The sequence below is a fragment of the Rhizobium sp. SRDI943 genome (assembly GCF_057653695.1).
Genome location: NZ_CM172787.1, coordinates 4,026,342 through 4,042,755, shown reverse-complemented (window position 1 = coordinate 4,042,755; position 16,414 = coordinate 4,026,342). Strand labels below are relative to the sequence as shown.

Below are 16,414 nucleotides of genomic sequence, written 5' to 3'. Positions count from 1 at the left end.
GGTGACCTCCTCAGGTCTCTAGAGCATGATGCCGAAAAGTGTGAGCGTTTTCGGACGACATCATGCTCTAACTCTTTAAATTAGAACAGGATTCAGATTTTAGGCCGACCGACCTAAAATCATCCTGTTCTAGCGGATGAAGCAGGGTTTGCAGGATTTCGGTTTCGATCGCCTGGGCCGCCGGCGAGCCGAGATCGGCGATGCTTCTCGGACGGGGCAGGGGAACGCGGAATTCACGGATGATACGCGCTGGACGGGCCGAAAGCACGTAGATCCGGTCGGAGAGGAACACGGCCTCGCGAACATCATGGGTGATCAGCAGCGCCGTCCAGCGGTGCTCGGTCCACATGCCCTGCAGCCATTCCTGGATCTGCGTACGCGTCAGCGCGTCGAGGGCGCCGAAAGGCTCGTCGAGCAGCAGCATGTCCTGGGTCTGGACGACGGTGCGCAGCAGCGCGGCGCGCTGGCGCATGCCGCCTGACAGCGCGGAGGGATAGTGTTGCTCGAAGCCTGCAAGGCCGAAGCGCTCGAACAGCGGCGCGACAGCGGCGCGGGCCGCGCGACGGCTCATGCCTTTCACTTCGAGACCGAGTGCTGCATTGTCGATGATCCGGCGCCAGGGCATCAGCGCATCGCGTTGCGGCATGAAGGCGAAGGAATGCGGCGCCTGTTCCAGCGGCGCGCCTTTGAAAAGCATGGTGCCGGAATCGGGCCGAAGCGCCTGGGTCAGCAGTCGCAGCACCGTCGATTTTCCGGAGCCGGATGGGCCAACGATCGAAACGAACTCGCCGCTTGCGACAGCGAGTGAAATGTCGTCCAGCACCTTCATGCCATCGAAGGACTTCGAGATGTTGCTGAGTTCAACCATTGCATCGCTCATCGGCGCTGCTCCCCGGATGGCTGCCAGGGCATAACGAGGCGCTGGATCATCAGCGTCAACCCGAAGAGGCAGAGTGTCAGCACGGCGCTGACGATGACGGCGGCGAGCACGAGATCGGGACGGAAGTTGTTCTTGGCGTTGAGGATATAGATGCCGAGGCCGCGGGCGGCACCGGCATATTCGGCAAAGATCGCGCCGACGACGGCATAGGTGATCGAGATCCGCAGGCCGGCGAAGAAATAGGGCAGCGAGGAGGGAAGCCGTGCCAGACGGAAAATGCGCCAGCGGCTCGCCTTCATCGAATACAGCAATTCGGCGATGTCGCGGTCAGTCGATTCATAGCCCTGCAGCAAGGCGACGAGCAGCGGGAAGAAGGTGACGAGCGCCACCAGCAGGATCTTCGGCAACAGGCCGAAGCCGAACCAAAGGACGACGAGGGGGGCGATCGCCACCAGCGGCAGGGTCTGGCTGGCGATGAAGACCGGCAGCAATGCCCGGCGCATGAAGGGCACGAAATCCATGAGGATCGAGGCGGCGAAGGCGAAGGCCAGCGACAGGGCGAAACCACCGAGTGTCGCGCCGAGCGTCGGCCAGGTATTGGCAATCAGTCCCTCGCGGTTCAGCCAGCCCTGCATGACGATGCGCGAAGGCGCCGGCAGGATGGACGGTTTGATGCCGGAGAGATCGACATAGAGTTCCCATGCCGCCAAAAAAACGCAGCCGGCGAGCAAGGCGGGTATGCCCCGGTAGAGAGCGGCGCGGAGCGCGGCAAGGCGCGAATCCGATGGTTGTGGCAGTGTCATCAGCGTTCGTTTCAGGCTTTCGTCGGGCACTGCATAATTCCTGAATTCGGAATCGATTTAAGGATAAAATATGCAGCAATTTAAAGTGTTACAGCGTCCTTGGCGCGTCTGAAAAGACGCGCGGCGCTGTATTGGCGGACACTGTGATGTCGAGCGTCACATGTCCCTCGGGGTCGCCGAAGCGAAGGAAGGCCTCACGAATGGTGGAGAAGACCGCGCCGGCGTCGCCAGAGAGCCTGGTGCAGAAATTCTTGGCACGGTCGAAGGTGCCGGAGCGCTTCAGGAAGTCGATGCAGCCGTAGATCTCGTCCATATGGGTACCGGTTCCCATGACGTAGAGCGAGAATTGCGCAGCGGTCGGCTGTCCGGTCTCGGCGGTGGTTTCAACCGCGGCAAGTGCGGCTGTTATACGCTCGGCAAGCGGCTCCGCCTGGCCGAGGGAGGGGTTGACGCCGCAGATGGCGTCGTCGGGCTCGCCGGGGCAGCCGCGTGAAATCGCAGCGGACAGCACGCAATGCTCGCCGGTCTTTGCGGCAGCGACGAAAAGGTCGTGCATGGCGGCGAAGAGAATGTCAGGCGGGCCGACCAGCAGTGTGGAAATGTCATCGGTCTCGATGCGCAGCCGGTCGCGATAGGGATCGAGCGCCGTGACGGCATCGAGAATGATGCCGACGAAATTGTCGGACATCGGATAGAGTGACACTTGTGCGCCTGAGAACATCTGAACCTCGCTCCGCTGGCATTACCCAGATCAGCTTTGAAGGGTCCAGAGGCTTGCACCTCACATCTCAGCCCCGGCGATACGGAGCTCCCCTGTTATTTGCGCGGAAACTATCACCGGGGTTTTCTCCCCGCAACAGCAAAATTGCGAACCCGTCCGCGCGGTCGGGATGAGCCTGATGTGACGGGAAACACCCGGACGGAGGTCCTGTCCGGGTGTTCCCAATGGTTCCGTACCTGCCGGGAATGGAACCGCAGCTTGCTGCCTCAGGCGGCGATGTCCGTATAGGGACGATCGCTGCGGGCAGCGACGAGCGCCTGCGTCCACCATTCCAGCCTCGTCATCATCCGATCCAGCGAACGCATTGCGTCGGCGGGATTGTCGAGCCGCCCGTCCGTGTCGAAGCGGTTCCAAGGTGCGGCAAAGCTCACCGAATCGCGGATCGTCACGGCGTGCAGTTCGGCAAAGACGAGCCGCAGCTGTTCGACGGCGCGCAGGCCGCCAGAGATGCCGCCATAGGAAACGAAGGCGACCGGCTTGCCCTGCCAGGGCTCGAAGAAGAGATCGATGATCGACTTCAACGGGGCGGTGAAGCTGTGATTGTATTCCGGCGTGACGATGATGAAGGCGTCGGCCATGCCAAGCCGTCCGGCGAGCCTGTCGATTTCGGGGTGCGTCATGTCGCGGTTGGCCGGCAGCGCGAAATCGAGCGGGTCGATGATGTCGATATCAAATTGCGGGAAGCGGACGAGCTCCTGCGTCAGCCATTTGACCACCCGGTCGCAGATGCGGCCCTCTCTCGTGCTCCCATAGATGACAGCCAGCCTGGTGGATGTTTTCATGCGTCGCTCCTTGTTGCGATTGGACTTTACGATTGCAGGAGCCAAGGTTATAAAACCTCAACTAATATTGAGGTCAAGAGGTGATGGATACAATTCCTGCAGCGCCGCTCGGCAAGCTCCTGACGGTCGGTGAAGTGGCGGAGCGCAGCGGCCTGGCCGTCTCGGCGCTGCATTTTTACGAGACCAAGGGGCTGATCTCGAGCATTCGCTCCCGCGGCAATCAGCGGCGCTATGGGCGCGATGTGCTTCGCCGGCTCGGCATCATCAAGGTGGCGCAGCGTGTCGGCATTCCGCTTTCGGAAATCCAGGCGGCGTTCGAGTCCCTGCCGCAGGGGCGCACGCCGACCGTCGCCGACTGGCAGACGCTGTCGGCGCGCTGGAAGGATGATCTCGACGCGCGAATCAGGCGGCTTAGCCTGCTGCGCGACCGTCTGACCGGATGCATCGGCTGCGGCTGCCTGTCGATCGAAAGCTGTCCGTTGCGCAATCCCTGCGACCGGCTCGGCAAGGAGGGGCCAGGCGCGCGGCTTCTGGAGACCGAAAACTAAAAGGCTGGACCTTCTCGGGGAGACCAGTCTCTCCGGGGCGAGACCAAGTCTCTCCCGGAAAGATTGACGCCTGCCTTTCTTTCGGTCGGCGCGCTCATATGTTAAGGGCGAGTGACGCAACCGGCGGCACTGTCCGCGAGGAGGACGGCTTCGTGTTCCACCCCAGACTGTTCGAAAATCGCAATGTCGTCGTAACCGGCGCCGGTCGTGGCATCGGCCTCGAAGTGGCCCGGCAGTTCCTGGACTGCGGCGCGAAAGTGATCGTCCATACCGGGCGCAAGCCGGGACGCGATCTGCCGGATTTCCTGCTGACGGCCGAATCCGAAAGACGGGCGCTGCTGCTGCATGCTGATTTCTCTGCAGTCGGTGGGGCAGCGCAATTTGCTGAAGATGCTCTCGCCTTCTTCGACAAGGTCGACGTGCTCGTCAACAATGCCGGTACCATGCTTGGCCGTTTTCCCGCTGCCACGCTCACCGACGCAGAATATGAGGCGGTCGTGCGGCTCAATCAGACGTCGGTGGTGGCGCTGACGCGGGCGCTGCTGCCGGCATTGAAGGCGGCTGGTGGCGCTGCCATCGTCAACACGGTTTCGATTTCGGCGCTGACCGGCGGCAGCCCCGGCTCCTCGATCTATTCGGCCTCGAAAGCCTTCGTTGCGACCTATTCCAAGGCGCTTGCACGTGAGCTTGCACCGGACGGAATCCGCGTCAATTGTGTGTCGCCAGGAACGATCGAGACGGATTTCCATGAGCGCTATTCCTCCCGCGAAAAGCTGGAGCAGACGAGAAAATCCATCCCCCTGCAGCGGCTCGGCACGGCGGAGGATTGTGCGCCCGCCTACCTGTTCCTGGCCGCTTCCGCCCTCTCGGGCTACATCACCGGACAGGTGATCGAGATCAATGGCGGTCAGCTTATCTGCTGATTTGTTTGGACTTTTTTTGGCATTTTATCACTTTTGACCAATTCGCTTGTGCGAATATGCTATTGTGCTGATCTAGCACATTGCCTTCCCTTCCGAGATATCGAATGCCGTTGCCCAAACCCGAGCCGGGGATGTCCGGCCAGGAATTGCACAAGCTCGCTGGAAAAGCCCATGAAGCGAGCGATATGCTGAAAGCGCTAGCGCACCCGACCCGACTTCTGATCCTCTGCATACTGGCGAACGAGGAGCGGACGGTGGGTGAAATCGAAAATATCCTCGGCATACAGCAGGCAATGGTCTCGCAGCAGCTGGCGCGGTTAAGGCTCGAAGGCCTGGTTCATACGCGCCGTCAGGGCAGGCTGGTCTATTACAGCATCGGCAATGTCAGCGTGCTTGCCTTCCTCGAATCGCTGTTCGATCTTTTTCCGGCTGCAGAAAACAGTTAGAGCATGATGCCGAAAAGTGTGCGCGGTTTTCGGACGACATCATGCTCTATTTCTTTGATTTAGATCAGGATTCAGATTTTAGGCCGATCGGGCCTAAAATCATCCTGATCTAGAGATCGCCCTTGCGGAGCACGGCTGCTGCGTCAAAGATGAACTGACCCGGACAATGTCATGCCGGATCGGGAGACCGGATGATCGACAAGCTGGAATTCTTCATCGCCCTTGCCAATGAAAAGCATTTTGGCCGCGCCGCGGAGGAGTGCGGGATCTCGCAGCCGACGCTTTCGGCCGCCATCCGGCAACTCGAGGATCAGCTCGGCGTCATGCTGGTGCAGCGCGGTTCGCGGTTCCAGGGGCTGACGCCGGAGGGGCAGCGTGTGCTCGAATGGGCCCGGCGCATCGTCGGCGATGCCCGCACCATGCGCGAGGAGATGCGCGCCGCGCGCCGCGGCCTTTCCGGCCACATTCGCCTCGCCGCCATTCCGACCGCGCTCGCCATGCTGTCGCGCATCACCACGCCATTTCAGGAGCGGCATCCCGGCGTGACCTTCTCGATCGTCTCGCGGAATTCGCTGCAGGTGCTGAGCATGCTCGAAAACCTCGAAATCGATGCCGGCATCACCTACCTCGAAAACGAGCCGCTCGGCCGCGTCACGACCGTTCCCCTCTATGCCGAGCGCTATAATCTGATCACGGCTGCCGGCAGCCCGCTATCTGATCGCGACAAGGTGACCTGGCGGGAGATCGGCGATCTTCGGCTTTGTCTATTGACTGCCGACATGCAGAACCGCCGGATCATCAACCGCCACTTGACGGAAGCAGGTGCTACAGCGCATCCGACGCTCGAATCCAACTCGATGATCGTGCTGTTCTCGCATGTCAGGACCGGACGCTGGGCGAGCATCATGCCGCGCAACGTCGCCAAATCCTTCGGGTTTCCAGTGGAAATCCGCATGATCCCGATCGTCGAGCCGGAGGCGCATCATCTGGTCGGCCTTGTTGCGCCTTATCGCGAGCCCTTCACGCCGCTTGTCTCGGCTTTGCTGCATGAAGCGAGAGTGCTCGTGCAAGATGAAGAACTTTGATAGAAAAAACCTATCAAGCAACGAGATAGCTTTATTGATCGCCGGCTGCTTCCCTGAGATGGTGGTTACGGAATAGCACTCGGCTGGGGGAGGCCCGCTATTTCGCAACGAGCAAGCCGCCGGGAGGGCTGCATTATGACCATTCATATCGCCGAAGGCGATATTGCAGCACGCACCCGAGCCATCATCGCCGATCTTCGCTTTCTCGAAGGGCCGCTGCTTCCCATTCTGCACGAGGTTCAGCAAGAATTCGGCTATGTGCCGCAGGAGGCCATGCCTGTTATTGCGGAGGAATTGAACCTCTCCCGCGCCGAGGTGCATGGCGTGGTGACCTTCTATCACGATTATCGCGACCATCCCGCCGGCCGGCATGTGCTGAAGCTCTGTCGCGCTGAAGCCTGTCAGTCGATGGGCGGCGATGCGCTGGCCGAACGTGTCAAGGCGCTGCTCGGCATCGATTTTCATCAGACGACGCTCGATGGCGGCGTGACGCTGGAGCCGGTCTACTGTCTCGGGCTCTGCGCCTGTGCGCCGGCGGCGATGCTCGACGGCGAGGTTTATGGCCGGGTCGACGATCAGACGGCGGCGGAACTCGTCGCGGAGGCACGCCGATGACGGTCAGGATATATGTTCCGCGCGATGCCGCAGCGCTGGCGCTCGGGGCCGAAAAGGTGGCAAAGGCGATTGCCCAGGAGATCGCCGCCCGCGGCTTCGATGCCGAGATCGTGCGCAACGGCTCGCGCGGAATGTTCTGGCTGGAGCCGTTGGTCGAGGTCGAGGTTGCCGGCAAGCGCATCGGCTACGGGTCGGTGAAGGCGAAGGATGTGCCTGATCTGTTCGATGCCGGGATGATTGATGGAGGCGAGCATCGGCTCTGTCTCGGGGAGGTTGAAGACCTCCCGTTCCTCAAGGAACAGACCCGCCTGACCTTCGCCCGCTGCGGCGTCACCGATCCGCTTTCGCTTGGCGATTACGAGGCGCATGGCGGTCTTGCCGGCCTTCGCCGCGCCGTTTCGATGACACCCGTTGAAGTCGTCAAGGAAGTCACCGATTCCGGCCTGCGCGGACGCGGCGGCGCCGGCTTTCCCACAGGCATCAAGTGGAAGACCGTTCTCGATGCCGCCGGCGAACGCAAATATATCGTCTGCAATGCCGATGAGGGCGACAGCGGCACCTTTGCCGACCGGATGATCATGGAGGGCGATCCCTTCGTGTTGATCGAGGGCATGGCGATATCAGGGCTGGCGACCGGGGCGACTAAAGGCTTCGTCTATACGCGTTCAGAATATCCGCATGCGATCGCTGTCATGACCGAGGCCGTCGGCATCGCGCGCGAGGCCGGCATTCTCGGACCATCGGTGCTCGGATCCGGCCGCGCCTTCGATATCGAGGTGCGCACCGGCGCCGGCGCCTATGTCTGCGGCGAGGAGACGGCGCTGCTCAACAGTCTCGAAGGCAAGCGCGGCGTCGTGCGTGCCAAGCCGCCGCTGCCGGCACATAAGGGGTTGTTTAACTGTCCGACCGTCATCAACAATGTGATCTCGCTGGCTTCGGTGCCCATTATCATGGAAAAGGGTGCGGCCTTTTATCGCGATTTCGGCATGGGCCGCTCACGCGGCACCATCCCACTGCAGATTGCCGGCAATGTCAGATATGGCGGCCTCTTTGAGACGGCCTTCGGTCTTTCGCTCGGAGATATCGTCGACAGGATTGGTGGCGGTACAGTGACGGGACGGCCGGTCAAGGCCGTGCAGGTCGGCGGACCGCTCGGCGCCTATTTCCCGCGGGCGCTGTTCGACACGCCATTCGATTACGAATCCTTCGCCGCCAAGGACGGCCTGATCGGCCATGCCGGCATCGTCGTCTTCGACGACACGGCCGATATGCTGAAGCAGGCGCGTTTCGCGATGGAATTCTGCGCCGTCGAAAGCTGCGGCAAGTGCACGCCCTGCCGCATCGGCTCGACGCGCGGCGTGGAGACGGCCGACAAGATCGCTCACGGTATCGAGCCGGAGAAGAACCGGGCGCTGCTTGCCGATCTCTGCAACACAATGAAGTTCGGCTCGCTCTGTGCGCTGGGTGGGTTCACGCCTTATCCTGTGATGAGCGCCATGACGCATTTCCCGGAGGATTTTTCGCCGGCACCTCTGGTGGAGGCGGCGGAATGACGCGTTTTTCTTCAACTTTGCCCCTCACCCTAACCCTCTCCCCGCTTGCGGGGAGAGGGGACGTGCCATGCGAGACGTGGCGGGGAACGGAGAGGTCGCGGCGTATCCCCTTCTCCCCGCGAGCGGGGAGAAGGTGCCGGCAGGCGGATGAGGGGCTTGCCCCGAGGCGGCCGACAAGGAAATCTATCGGAGGAGCAAACCATGTCTCTCATCCATGAAATCGACTACGGCACTCCTGCTTCGAAATCCGAGGTCATGGTGAAGCTCACCATCGACGGACAGCAGATCAGCGTGCCGGAGGGCACCTCGATCATGCGCGCCTCGATGGAGGCCGGCATCAAGGTGCCGAAGCTCTGCGCCACCGATATGGTCGACGCTTTCGGCTCCTGCCGGCTCTGCCTCGTCGAGATCGAGGGCCGCAACGGAACACCCTCCTCCTGCACGACGCCGGTGGCGGCAAACATGGTGGTGCACACGCAGACGGGGCGGTTGAAGGATATCCGCCGCGGCGTGATGGAACTCTATATTTCCGACCATCCGCTCGACTGTCTCACCTGCGCGGCTAACGGCGATTGCGAATTGCAGGACATGGCGGGCGCCGTCGGCCTGCGCGACGTACGTTACGGCTATGAGGGCGACAACCACGTCAAGGCGCGCAGCAATGGCGACATCAATCTGAAATGGATGCCGAAGGACGAGTCCAATCCCTATTTCACCTATGATCCCTCGAAATGCATCGTCTGTTCGCGCTGCGTGCGCGCCTGCGAGGAAGTGCAGGGCACCTTCGCGCTGACGATCGAGGGCCGCGGCTTCGGCTCGCGCGTTTCGCCCGGCATGCACGAGCATTTCATCGATTCCGAATGCGTCTCCTGCGGTGCCTGCGTCCAGGCCTGCCCGACGGCAACGCTGACGGAGAAATCGGTGATCCAGATCGGCCAGCCGGAGCATTCGGCTGTGACGACCTGCGCCTACTGCGGCGTCGGCTGTTCCTTCAAGGCGGAGATGCGCGGCGAGGAACTGGTGCGCATGGTGCCGTGGAAGGACGGCCAAGCCAATCGCGGCCATTCCTGCGTCAAGGGACGCTTCGCCTACGGCTATTCCACCCACAAGGACCGCATCCTCAATCCGATGATCCGCGAAAAGGTCAGCGATCCCTGGCGGGAAGTGAGCTGGGACGAGGCCTTCGCGCATGTGGCGCTGGAGTTCCGCCGCATCCAGTATCAATACGGCCGCGAGGCAATTGGCGGCATCACCTCGTCGCGCTGCACCAATGAGGAAACGTATCTGGTGCAGAAGCTGATCCGCGCCGGCTTCGGCAACAACAATGTCGACACCTGCGCCCGCGTCTGCCATTCGCCGACCGGTTACGGCCTCGGCCAGACCTTCGGCACGTCGGCGGGCACACAGGATTTCGACAGCGTCGAGCATTCCGACGTCGTCATCGTCATCGGCGCCAATCCAACCGATGGGCATCCGGTGTTCGGCTCGCGGCTGAAGAAGCGGCTGCGCCAGGGCGCCAAGCTCATCGTCATCGATCCGCGCCGCACCGATATCGTCCGCTCGCCGCATATCGAGGCCTCCTATCACCTGCCGCTGAAGCCCGGCACCAATGTCGCGGTCATGACGGCGCTGGCGCATGTGATCGTCACCGAAGGGCTCTTTGACGAGGCGTTCATCCGCGAGCGCTGCGACTGGTCGGAGTTCGAGGACTGGGCCGCCTTCGTCGCCGAACCGCAGCACAGTCCCGAAGAGACCGAGATCTTCACCGGCGTGACGGCGGCGGATCTGCGCGGCGCGGCAAGGCTCTATGCCAAGGGCGGCAATGGCGCAATCTATTATGGCCTCGGCGTCACCGAACACAGCCAGGGCTCGACCACGGTCATCGCGATCGCCAACCTGGCGATGGCGACCGGCAATATCGGCCGTCCCGGCGTCGGCGTGAACCCGCTGCGCGGCCAGAACAATGTGCAGGGCTCCTGCGACATGGGCTCGTTCCCGCACGAATTGCCGGGCTACCGGCACATTTCCGACGATGCGACGCGCGATATCTTCGAAAAGCTCTGGGGCGTGAAGCTCAACAACGAGCCGGGCCTGCGTATTCCGAACATGCTGGATGCAGCAGTCGACGGCTCGTTCAAGGGCATCTACATCCAGGGCGAAGACATCCTCCAGTCCGATCCCGATACCAAACATGTCGCGGCCGGGCTTGCGGCGATGGAATGCGTCGTCGTGCAGGATCTGTTCCTCAACGAGACCGCCAATTACGCCCATGTCTTTCTACCGGGCTCGACCTTCCTCGAGAAGGACGGCACCTTCACCAATGCCGAGCGCCGCATCAATCGTGTGCGCAAGGTGATGTCGCCGCGCAACGGCTATGGCGACTGGGAAGTGACGCAGAAGCTTGCCCAGGCGATGGGGCTCGACTGGAATTACACCCATCCGTCGGAGATCATGGACGAGATCGCCGCGACGACGCCGAGTTTCGCGATGGTCTCCTACGACTATCTCGACAAAATGGGCTCGGTGCAGTGGCCCTGCAACGAGAAGACCCCGCTCGGCTCGCCGATCATGCATGTCAATGGCTTCGTGCGCGGCAAGGGCAAGTTCATCCGCACCGAATATGTGGCGACCGACGAGCGCACCGGTCCGCGCTTCCCGCTGCTGCTGACAACCGGCCGCACCCTCAGCCAGTACAATGTCGGGGCGCAGACACGGCGAACCGAGAATGTCGTATGGCATGCGGAAGACCGGCTGGAAATCCATTCGCACGATGCCGAGCAGCGCGGCGTTCGCGACGGCGACTGGGTGAAGCTCGGCAGCCGCTCCGGCGACACGACGCTCAGGGCGCTGATCACCGATCGCGTCGCGCCGGGTGTCGTCTACACGACCTTCCATCATCCCACGACGCAGGCGAACGTCATCACCACCGATTTCTCCGACTGGGCGACGAACTGCCCGGAATACAAGGTGACGGCGGTGCAGGTCTCGCCCTCCAACGGGCCGAGCGAATGGCAACTCGAATATGACGAGCAGGCGCGTCAATCGCGCCGCATCGCCGGCAAGCTCGAGGCAGCGGAGTGACGATGCGGGGGCGGCTCTGTAAGCAGGAACGTGGATCATGACCTTCACCGTCACTGCCCATGCCCCCGAAACCGCCCGCCGCAACGGCATCCTCCAGACCGGTTCGCGCATCGTGCCGGAAGAGGTGCCGATCGCCTTTTCCTACGGCGGCAGTTCGCATGCGGTGATGATGGCAACACCTGCGGATATCGAGGATTTTGCCGTCGGTTTCAGCCTGACCGAAGGGATCATTGCCGGGCCGGCGGAGATATCGGGCATCGAGGTCGTCGAGGGTGAGCAGGGGATCGATGTGCAGGTGAGCCTGGTCGATGATGTCGCCGATCGGTTGCGGGCACGACGCCGCAGCATGGCGGGACCGGTCGGCTGCGGGCTCTGCGGCATCGAATCGATCGAACAGGCGGTACGGCCGGTGCCTGACGTTTCGACATCGCCGCTGGCGCTGTCGCATGCGGATATCGTCCGCGCCGTTTCGCTTCTGAACGAGGCGCAGCCGCTGCATCGTGAGACGCGGGCGGTGCATGGCGCCGGGTTCTATCTTCCCGGCAGGGGGCTGATTGCCGTGCGCGAAGATGTCGGTCGGCACAATGCGCTGGACAAGCTCTGCGGCGCCGTCATCGGCGCCAGTGAAAGAGGCGGGGACGGCGCCGTCGTCGTCACCAGCAGGCTTTCCGTCGAGATGGTGCAGAAGGCGGCGATCCTCGGCAGCCCGGTGCTCATCGCCATATCGGCGCCGACGGCTCTCGCCATCCGCACGGCCGAAGAAGCCGGCATGACGCTCGTCGCGCTGGTGCGCGGCGAGGATTTCGAGATTTTCACCCACCCGCACCGCATCTCGCCCGGAAGCATTGCCGATGTCGCATGATACCAAGACCAAGCTCGTCTATATGGCAAACCAGATCGCCACCTTCTTCAAGAGCCAGCCGCAAAGCGAGGCCGCGCAGGGGGTCGCCACCCATATCAATAAATTCTGGGACCCGCGCATGCGGCGGCAATTGTTCGAAATTCTGGAGAATGAGGAGAACGGCCTGGACGCGCTCGTGCTTCAGGCCGTTCCTCTGATTAGAAAGCCAGAGCCGGTGACACACCAGGTCCCATAGTCTGGATCGGCCCATACGCGAAGGGGAGGCGGGAGCAACCTGCCTGCGCATATGTCGGTGACAGTAAAATCTGAGAAAAACCAAGTCTGAGCCAGGAGGAGTTGTTCATGACTGCAGCGGAAACACGTACAGACGGGGCGTTGGCGGGGGTAGGCCTGCTCGATCGTGAAAGGATCGTCGCAAGGCCCGGGTTCAATCGGTGGCTGGTGCCGCCGGCAGCGCTCGCCATCCATCTCTGCATCGGCATGGCCTATGGTTTCAGCGTGTTCTGGCTGCCGCTTTCCAAGTCGCTCGGGATCACGGCCTCGACGGCCTGCCCTGATCTGACACTCGCCTCGGCGCTGTTCACCACGACCTGCGACTGGCGCGTTGCCGACCTCGGCTGGATCTATACGTTGTTCTTCGTTCTACTTGGCTCATCGGCCGCCATCTGGGGCGGCTGGCTTGAGCGCGCCGGTCCGCGCAAGGCGGGCGTCGTTTCCGCTTGCTGCTGGTGCGGCGGCATCATTCTTGCGGCGATCGGCGTCATTACTCATCAGCTCTGGATGATGTGGCTCGGTGCCGGCGTCATCGGCGGCATCGGTCTCGGCCTCGGTTACATCTCACCGGTCTCGACACTGATCAAATGGTTTCCCGACCGGCGCGGCATGGCGACCGGTATGGCGATCATGGGCTTCGGCGGCGGTGCGATGATCGGCGCCCCATTGGCCAACCTGCTGATGAATGCCTTCAAGACCGACAGTTCGGTCGGCGTCTGGCAGACCTTCATCGTCATGGCGGTGATCTATTTCGTCTTCATGATGGGCGGCGCCTTCGGCTATCGCATTCCGCCGGCCGGCTGGCGTCCCGAGGGTTGGACGCCGCCTGCAGCCAAGAGCACGATGATCACCACCAAACATGTGCACCTCAGCAATGCCCACAGGACAAAACAGTTCTGGCTGATCTGGGCGGTGCTTTGCCTCAACGTTTCGGCCGGTATCGGCGTTATCGGCATGGCCTCGCCGATGCTGCAGGAAATCTTCGCCGGTTCGCTGATCGGCCTGCCGGATGTCGGCTTCGCCCAGCTCGACGCCGGGCAGAAGGCATCGATCGCCACGATCGCCGCCGGTTTCGCCGGCTTGCTGTCGCTCTTCAACATCGGCGGACGGTTCTTCTGGGCGTCGCTGTCCGACAAGATCGGCCGCAAGAATACCTATTATTGCTTCTTCGTCCTCGGCATCGTGCTCTATGCACTGGCGCCCACTTTCGCAGGCATGGGCAACAAGGCGCTGTTCGTTCTCTCCTTCGGCATCATCCTGTCGATGTACGGCGGCGGCTTTGCGACGATCCCGGCCTATCTTGCCGATATTTTCGGTACGCAGTTCGTCGGCGCCATCCACGGCCGGCTGCTGACGGCCTGGGCAACGGCCGGCATCGTCGGGCCCGTTGTCGTCAACTATATCCGCGAAGCGCAGATCGCCGCCGGCGTTGCGCCCGGGCCAACCCTCTATACCGGCACCATGTATATCCTCGCCGGCATGCTGGCGCTCGGGCTCATCGCCAATGCGCTGATCAGGCCGCTTTCGGACAAATGGTTCATGTCCGATGACGAGGTCGCCGCGTTGCAGGCGAAGTCGGCCGCCGTCAATGCCGGGCCGACGGGTTCCTTCGGCATCGGCACAGGCGGGCTGGACGCCAAGGCGATGCTTGCCTGGGCCGTCGTCGGCATTCCGCTGCTGTGGGGTGTCTGGGTGACGCTGAGGGCAACCTTCGCGCTGTTCGGCTAAGCCATCAAAGCGCGTCGCATGGGCTTCATGCGGCGGCGCTTTATCGTCGTATACGGCGCAATCCGGTCAAGGTGCCGCCTTGCACCGGTATGGTTCAGAACTCTTCCCAGCTCTGGGCGGTCGCCGCGGCAGCGCCGTGCGCCTTTGCGACACGTGAAACGAGATGCAGCGCCGGCGAGCCCGTTTGTCTTGGCCCCGCTCCGCTGGTCGACTGCGTCTGCCCGGGTAGGCGGAACCTAGCCAGCAGGACACGCAGCGTTTCGGCTTCTCTCGCAAGGCTGAGGCTGGCGGCGGTACTTTCCTCGACCATCGCGGCATTCTGCTGGGTTGCCTGATCCAGCGTATTGACCGCCTGGTTGATTTCCTTGAGGCCGGTTGCCTGTTCCCTGGAGGCTTCGACGATGGCGGCGACATTGCCATTGATATCGCCGACCTGTGCGACGATCGCCTCGAGCGCCTTGCCGGTCTCGCCGACGAGCCCGACGCCGTTCTTGACATGCTCGCCCGACGTGTTGATCAGCGCCTTGATCTCCTTGGCAGCATTGGCGGAGCGTTGGGCGAGTTCCCGCACCTCCTGAGCCACGACCGCAAAGCCCTTGCCGGCTTCACCGGCGCGAGCCGCCTCGACGCCGGCATTCAGCGCAAGCAAGTTGGTCTGGAAGGCGATGTCGTCGATCACGCCGATGATGTTGGTGATCTCGCGCGAGGATTGTTCGATCTGGCCCATGGCCGCGACGGCATTGCGAACCACGACGCCGGAATGTTCGGCGCCCTGCTTGGTCACGGCGACGAGACGCCCCGCCTCATCGGCACGACGGCTGGAATCGTTGACGGTCGTGGTGATCTCCTCCAGCGCGGCGGCCGTCTCTTCGATCGATGCTGCCTGCTGTTCCGTCCGCTTGGAGAAGGAGTCGGCCGATGCGCCGATCTCGCTCGACCCTGCGGCGATCGCACTGGCATTCTGACCGATCGTCTTCATGGTCTCGGAAAGGCCTTTGACAGCGGTGTTGAAATCGTGCCGCAGCTGCTCCATCGATGGAACGAAAGGCGCGTCCACCGTTCTTGTCAGATCGCCTTCGGAAAGATTGCGCAGCGCGGTGCCGAGAAGGGAAATGGCGCTCATGCGCTGGGTAACGTCGGTCGCGAACTTCACCACCTTGTAGACCTTGCCGTCGGCATCGAGGATCGGGTTGTAGGCTGCCTGTATCCAGATTTGCCGGCCACCCTTGCCGAACCTGACAAATTCATTGGCGATGAACTCGCCCTGCGCCAACCGCTTCCAGAAATTGGTATAGTCGGCCGTATCCGTATAGGCACGATCGCAGAACATGCTGTGGTGCTTGCCGGTGATCTCGGCGAGCGAATATCCCATGGCGTTGCAGAAATTCTCGTTGGCGGTCAAGATTTCACCCGCCGGGGTAAATTCGATCACCGCCTGCGAGCGCGAGATCGCCGCGAGCTTGCCGGAATCCTCCACCGCCTTCTTTTTGGCTGCGGTGATGTCGGCCGCGAATTTCACCACCTTGTATGGTTTGCCCCCTTTGAAAACCGGATTGTAGGACGCCTGGATCCATATTTCCCGATTGCCCTTGGCAAAGCGCTTGTAGGCGCCGGCGTCATATTCGCCGCCTCCGAGCCGCGCCCAGAATTCGCGATACTCCGCGGTTGCCGTATAGGCCCGCTCGCAGAACATGCCGTGATGCTTACCAACGATCTCGCTCAGGCTGTATCCAAGCGCGTTGCAGAAATTTTCGTTCGCCTTGAGGATATTTCCTTTGAGATCGAATTCTATGATCGCCTGCGATTTGGAGATGGCATCAAGAATGTATTTCGAATCGGAGCTTAGACCAAACATTCCTGTCCCTTTGAGATGCGCAGCTTTTGCTGCTTAGGCTGGTAGACGCAAGGGTCGACGAGGAGTGCCGGTTCCGGGACGCACCGTTGACCGGTTCGCAATCCCAATGTGCCGCAAACGTGTCATCCGAACGCTTCACAACCATGCTGACGGGACGTGGTTAATATTGCGTATAAAAGCTGTTGCTAATCTTGTGGTG

At 61.9% G+C, this 16,414-nt stretch carries 15 protein-coding genes and 1 riboswitch; of the genes, 10 read left to right on the top strand and 5 right to left on the bottom strand.

Annotated elements, in window-relative coordinates:
- Window positions 1–67: 67 nt before the first annotated feature.
- The 4 genes from AC245Y_RS20365 to AC245Y_RS20350 form a co-directional block, all read right to left on the bottom strand.
- Complete coding sequence (locus tag AC245Y_RS20365) at window positions 68–880, bottom strand: ABC transporter ATP-binding protein (protein ID WP_012759242.1); 813 nt, start codon at window positions 878–880, stop codon at window positions 68–70.
- Window positions 877–1,683, bottom strand: a complete 807-nt coding sequence (locus AC245Y_RS20360; RefSeq protein WP_026157492.1) for an ABC transporter permease — start codon at window positions 1,681–1,683, stop codon at window positions 877–879. Before AC245Y_RS20360 ends, AC245Y_RS20365 begins: the two co-directional genes overlap by 4 nt.
- A gap of 88 nt (window positions 1,684–1,771) precedes the next feature.
- Window positions 1,772–2,404, bottom strand: a complete 633-nt coding sequence (locus AC245Y_RS20355; RefSeq protein WP_012759240.1) for a YkoF family thiamine/hydroxymethylpyrimidine-binding protein — start codon at window positions 2,402–2,404, stop codon at window positions 1,772–1,774.
- Window positions 2,395–2,508: riboswitch (TPP riboswitch) on the bottom strand. Its footprint overlaps the gene before it by 10 nt.
- Window positions 2,509–2,670: 162 nt before the next feature.
- A complete protein-coding gene (locus AC245Y_RS20350; RefSeq protein WP_017995353.1) occupies window positions 2,671–3,246 on the bottom strand; it encodes an NADPH-dependent FMN reductase in 576 nt (191 codons plus the stop codon).
- An 83-nt stretch (window positions 3,247–3,329) separates the two neighbouring features.
- On the opposite strand from AC245Y_RS20350, the gene soxR reads away from it, so the two are divergent.
- The 10 genes from soxR (at window position 3,330) to AC245Y_RS20300 (ending at window position 14,360) form a co-directional block, all read left to right on the top strand.
- Entirely contained in the window at window positions 3,330–3,794 is a 465-nt protein-coding gene (gene soxR / locus AC245Y_RS20345) for a redox-sensitive transcriptional activator SoxR (protein WP_017995352.1), read from the top strand.
- A gap of 152 nt (window positions 3,795–3,946) precedes the next feature.
- On the top strand, window positions 3,947–4,717 hold the full coding sequence (locus tag AC245Y_RS20340) for an SDR family NAD(P)-dependent oxidoreductase (RefSeq protein ID WP_017995351.1): 771 nt from the start codon (window positions 3,947–3,949) through the stop codon (window positions 4,715–4,717).
- Window positions 4,718–4,821: 104 nt separating this feature from the next.
- Window positions 4,822–5,163 carry an ArsR/SmtB family transcription factor gene (locus AC245Y_RS20335; protein WP_017995350.1) on the top strand — a complete coding sequence of 114 codons (342 nt, stop codon included), beginning with the start codon at window positions 4,822–4,824 and terminating at the stop codon, window positions 5,161–5,163.
- A 191-nt stretch (window positions 5,164–5,354) separates the two neighbouring features.
- Entirely contained in the window at window positions 5,355–6,248 is an 894-nt protein-coding gene (locus AC245Y_RS20330; RefSeq protein ID WP_017995349.1) for a LysR family transcriptional regulator, read from the top strand.
- A gap of 135 nt (window positions 6,249–6,383) precedes the next feature.
- Window positions 6,384–6,863: a formate dehydrogenase subunit gamma gene (locus tag AC245Y_RS20325; RefSeq protein WP_017995348.1), complete on the top strand. Its 480-nt coding sequence runs from the start codon at window positions 6,384–6,386 to the stop codon at window positions 6,861–6,863.
- Window positions 6,860–8,416, top strand: coding sequence for a formate dehydrogenase beta subunit (locus tag AC245Y_RS20320; RefSeq protein ID WP_017995347.1), 1,557 nt, complete (start codon window positions 6,860–6,862; stop codon window positions 8,414–8,416). The genes AC245Y_RS20325 and AC245Y_RS20320 overlap by 4 nt, the downstream gene beginning before the upstream one ends.
- A gap of 201 nt (window positions 8,417–8,617) precedes the next feature.
- The gene (fdhF, locus tag AC245Y_RS20315; protein ID WP_017995346.1) at window positions 8,618–11,497 is read left to right on the top strand and encodes a formate dehydrogenase subunit alpha; all 2,880 of its coding nucleotides are present in this window, start codon (window positions 8,618–8,620) and stop codon (window positions 11,495–11,497) included.
- Window positions 11,498–11,534: 37 nt separating this feature from the next.
- Window positions 11,535–12,359: a formate dehydrogenase accessory sulfurtransferase FdhD gene (gene fdhD, locus AC245Y_RS20310; RefSeq protein ID WP_017995345.1), complete on the top strand. Its 825-nt coding sequence runs from the start codon at window positions 11,535–11,537 to the stop codon at window positions 12,357–12,359.
- Window positions 12,349–12,594, top strand: coding sequence for a formate dehydrogenase subunit delta (locus tag AC245Y_RS20305; protein WP_012759231.1), 246 nt, complete (start codon window positions 12,349–12,351; stop codon window positions 12,592–12,594). Before fdhD ends, AC245Y_RS20305 begins: the two co-directional genes overlap by 11 nt.
- 107 nt (window positions 12,595–12,701) lie before the next feature.
- The gene (locus tag AC245Y_RS20300) at window positions 12,702–14,360 is read left to right on the top strand and encodes an OFA family MFS transporter (RefSeq protein ID WP_012759230.1); all 1,659 of its coding nucleotides are present in this window, start codon (window positions 12,702–12,704) and stop codon (window positions 14,358–14,360) included.
- A gap of 94 nt (window positions 14,361–14,454) precedes the next feature.
- Here AC245Y_RS20300 and AC245Y_RS20295 read toward each other — a convergent pair whose 3' ends face one another.
- Complete coding sequence (locus AC245Y_RS20295) at window positions 14,455–16,215, bottom strand: methyl-accepting chemotaxis protein (RefSeq protein WP_017995344.1); 1,761 nt, start codon at window positions 16,213–16,215, stop codon at window positions 14,455–14,457.
- Window positions 16,216–16,414: the final 199 nt, after the last annotated feature.

What these genes read in the sequence shown, in the direction of transcription:
- AC245Y_RS20365 (WP_012759242.1), bottom strand. Translation starts at nt 880, where the DNA reads ATGAGCGATGCAATGGTTGAACTCAGCAACATCTCGAAGTCCTTCGAT.
- AC245Y_RS20360 (WP_026157492.1), bottom strand. Translation starts at nt 1,683, where the DNA reads ATGACACTGCCACAACCATCGGATTCGCGCCTTGCCGCGCTCCGCGCC.
- AC245Y_RS20355 (WP_012759240.1), bottom strand. Translation starts at nt 2,404, where the DNA reads ATGTTCTCAGGCGCACAAGTGTCACTCTATCCGATGTCCGACAATTTC.
- AC245Y_RS20350 (WP_017995353.1), bottom strand. Translation starts at nt 3,246, where the DNA reads ATGAAAACATCCACCAGGCTGGCTGTCATCTATGGGAGCACGAGAGAG.
- soxR (WP_017995352.1), top strand. Translation starts at nt 3,330, where the DNA reads ATGGATACAATTCCTGCAGCGCCGCTCGGCAAGCTCCTGACGGTCGGT.
- AC245Y_RS20335 (WP_017995350.1), top strand. Translation starts at nt 4,822, where the DNA reads ATGCCGTTGCCCAAACCCGAGCCGGGGATGTCCGGCCAGGAATTGCAC.
- AC245Y_RS20330 (WP_017995349.1), top strand. Translation starts at nt 5,355, where the DNA reads ATGATCGACAAGCTGGAATTCTTCATCGCCCTTGCCAATGAAAAGCAT.
- AC245Y_RS20325 (WP_017995348.1), top strand. Translation starts at nt 6,384, where the DNA reads ATGACCATTCATATCGCCGAAGGCGATATTGCAGCACGCACCCGAGCC.
- AC245Y_RS20320 (WP_017995347.1), top strand. Translation starts at nt 6,860, where the DNA reads ATGACGGTCAGGATATATGTTCCGCGCGATGCCGCAGCGCTGGCGCTC.
- fdhF (WP_017995346.1), top strand. Translation starts at nt 8,618, where the DNA reads ATGTCTCTCATCCATGAAATCGACTACGGCACTCCTGCTTCGAAATCC.
- fdhD (WP_017995345.1), top strand. Translation starts at nt 11,535, where the DNA reads ATGACCTTCACCGTCACTGCCCATGCCCCCGAAACCGCCCGCCGCAAC.
- AC245Y_RS20305 (WP_012759231.1), top strand. Translation starts at nt 12,349, where the DNA reads ATGTCGCATGATACCAAGACCAAGCTCGTCTATATGGCAAACCAGATC.
- AC245Y_RS20300 (WP_012759230.1), top strand. Translation starts at nt 12,702, where the DNA reads ATGACTGCAGCGGAAACACGTACAGACGGGGCGTTGGCGGGGGTAGGC.
- AC245Y_RS20295 (WP_017995344.1), bottom strand. Translation starts at nt 16,215, where the DNA reads ATGTTTGGTCTAAGCTCCGATTCGAAATACATTCTTGATGCCATCTCC.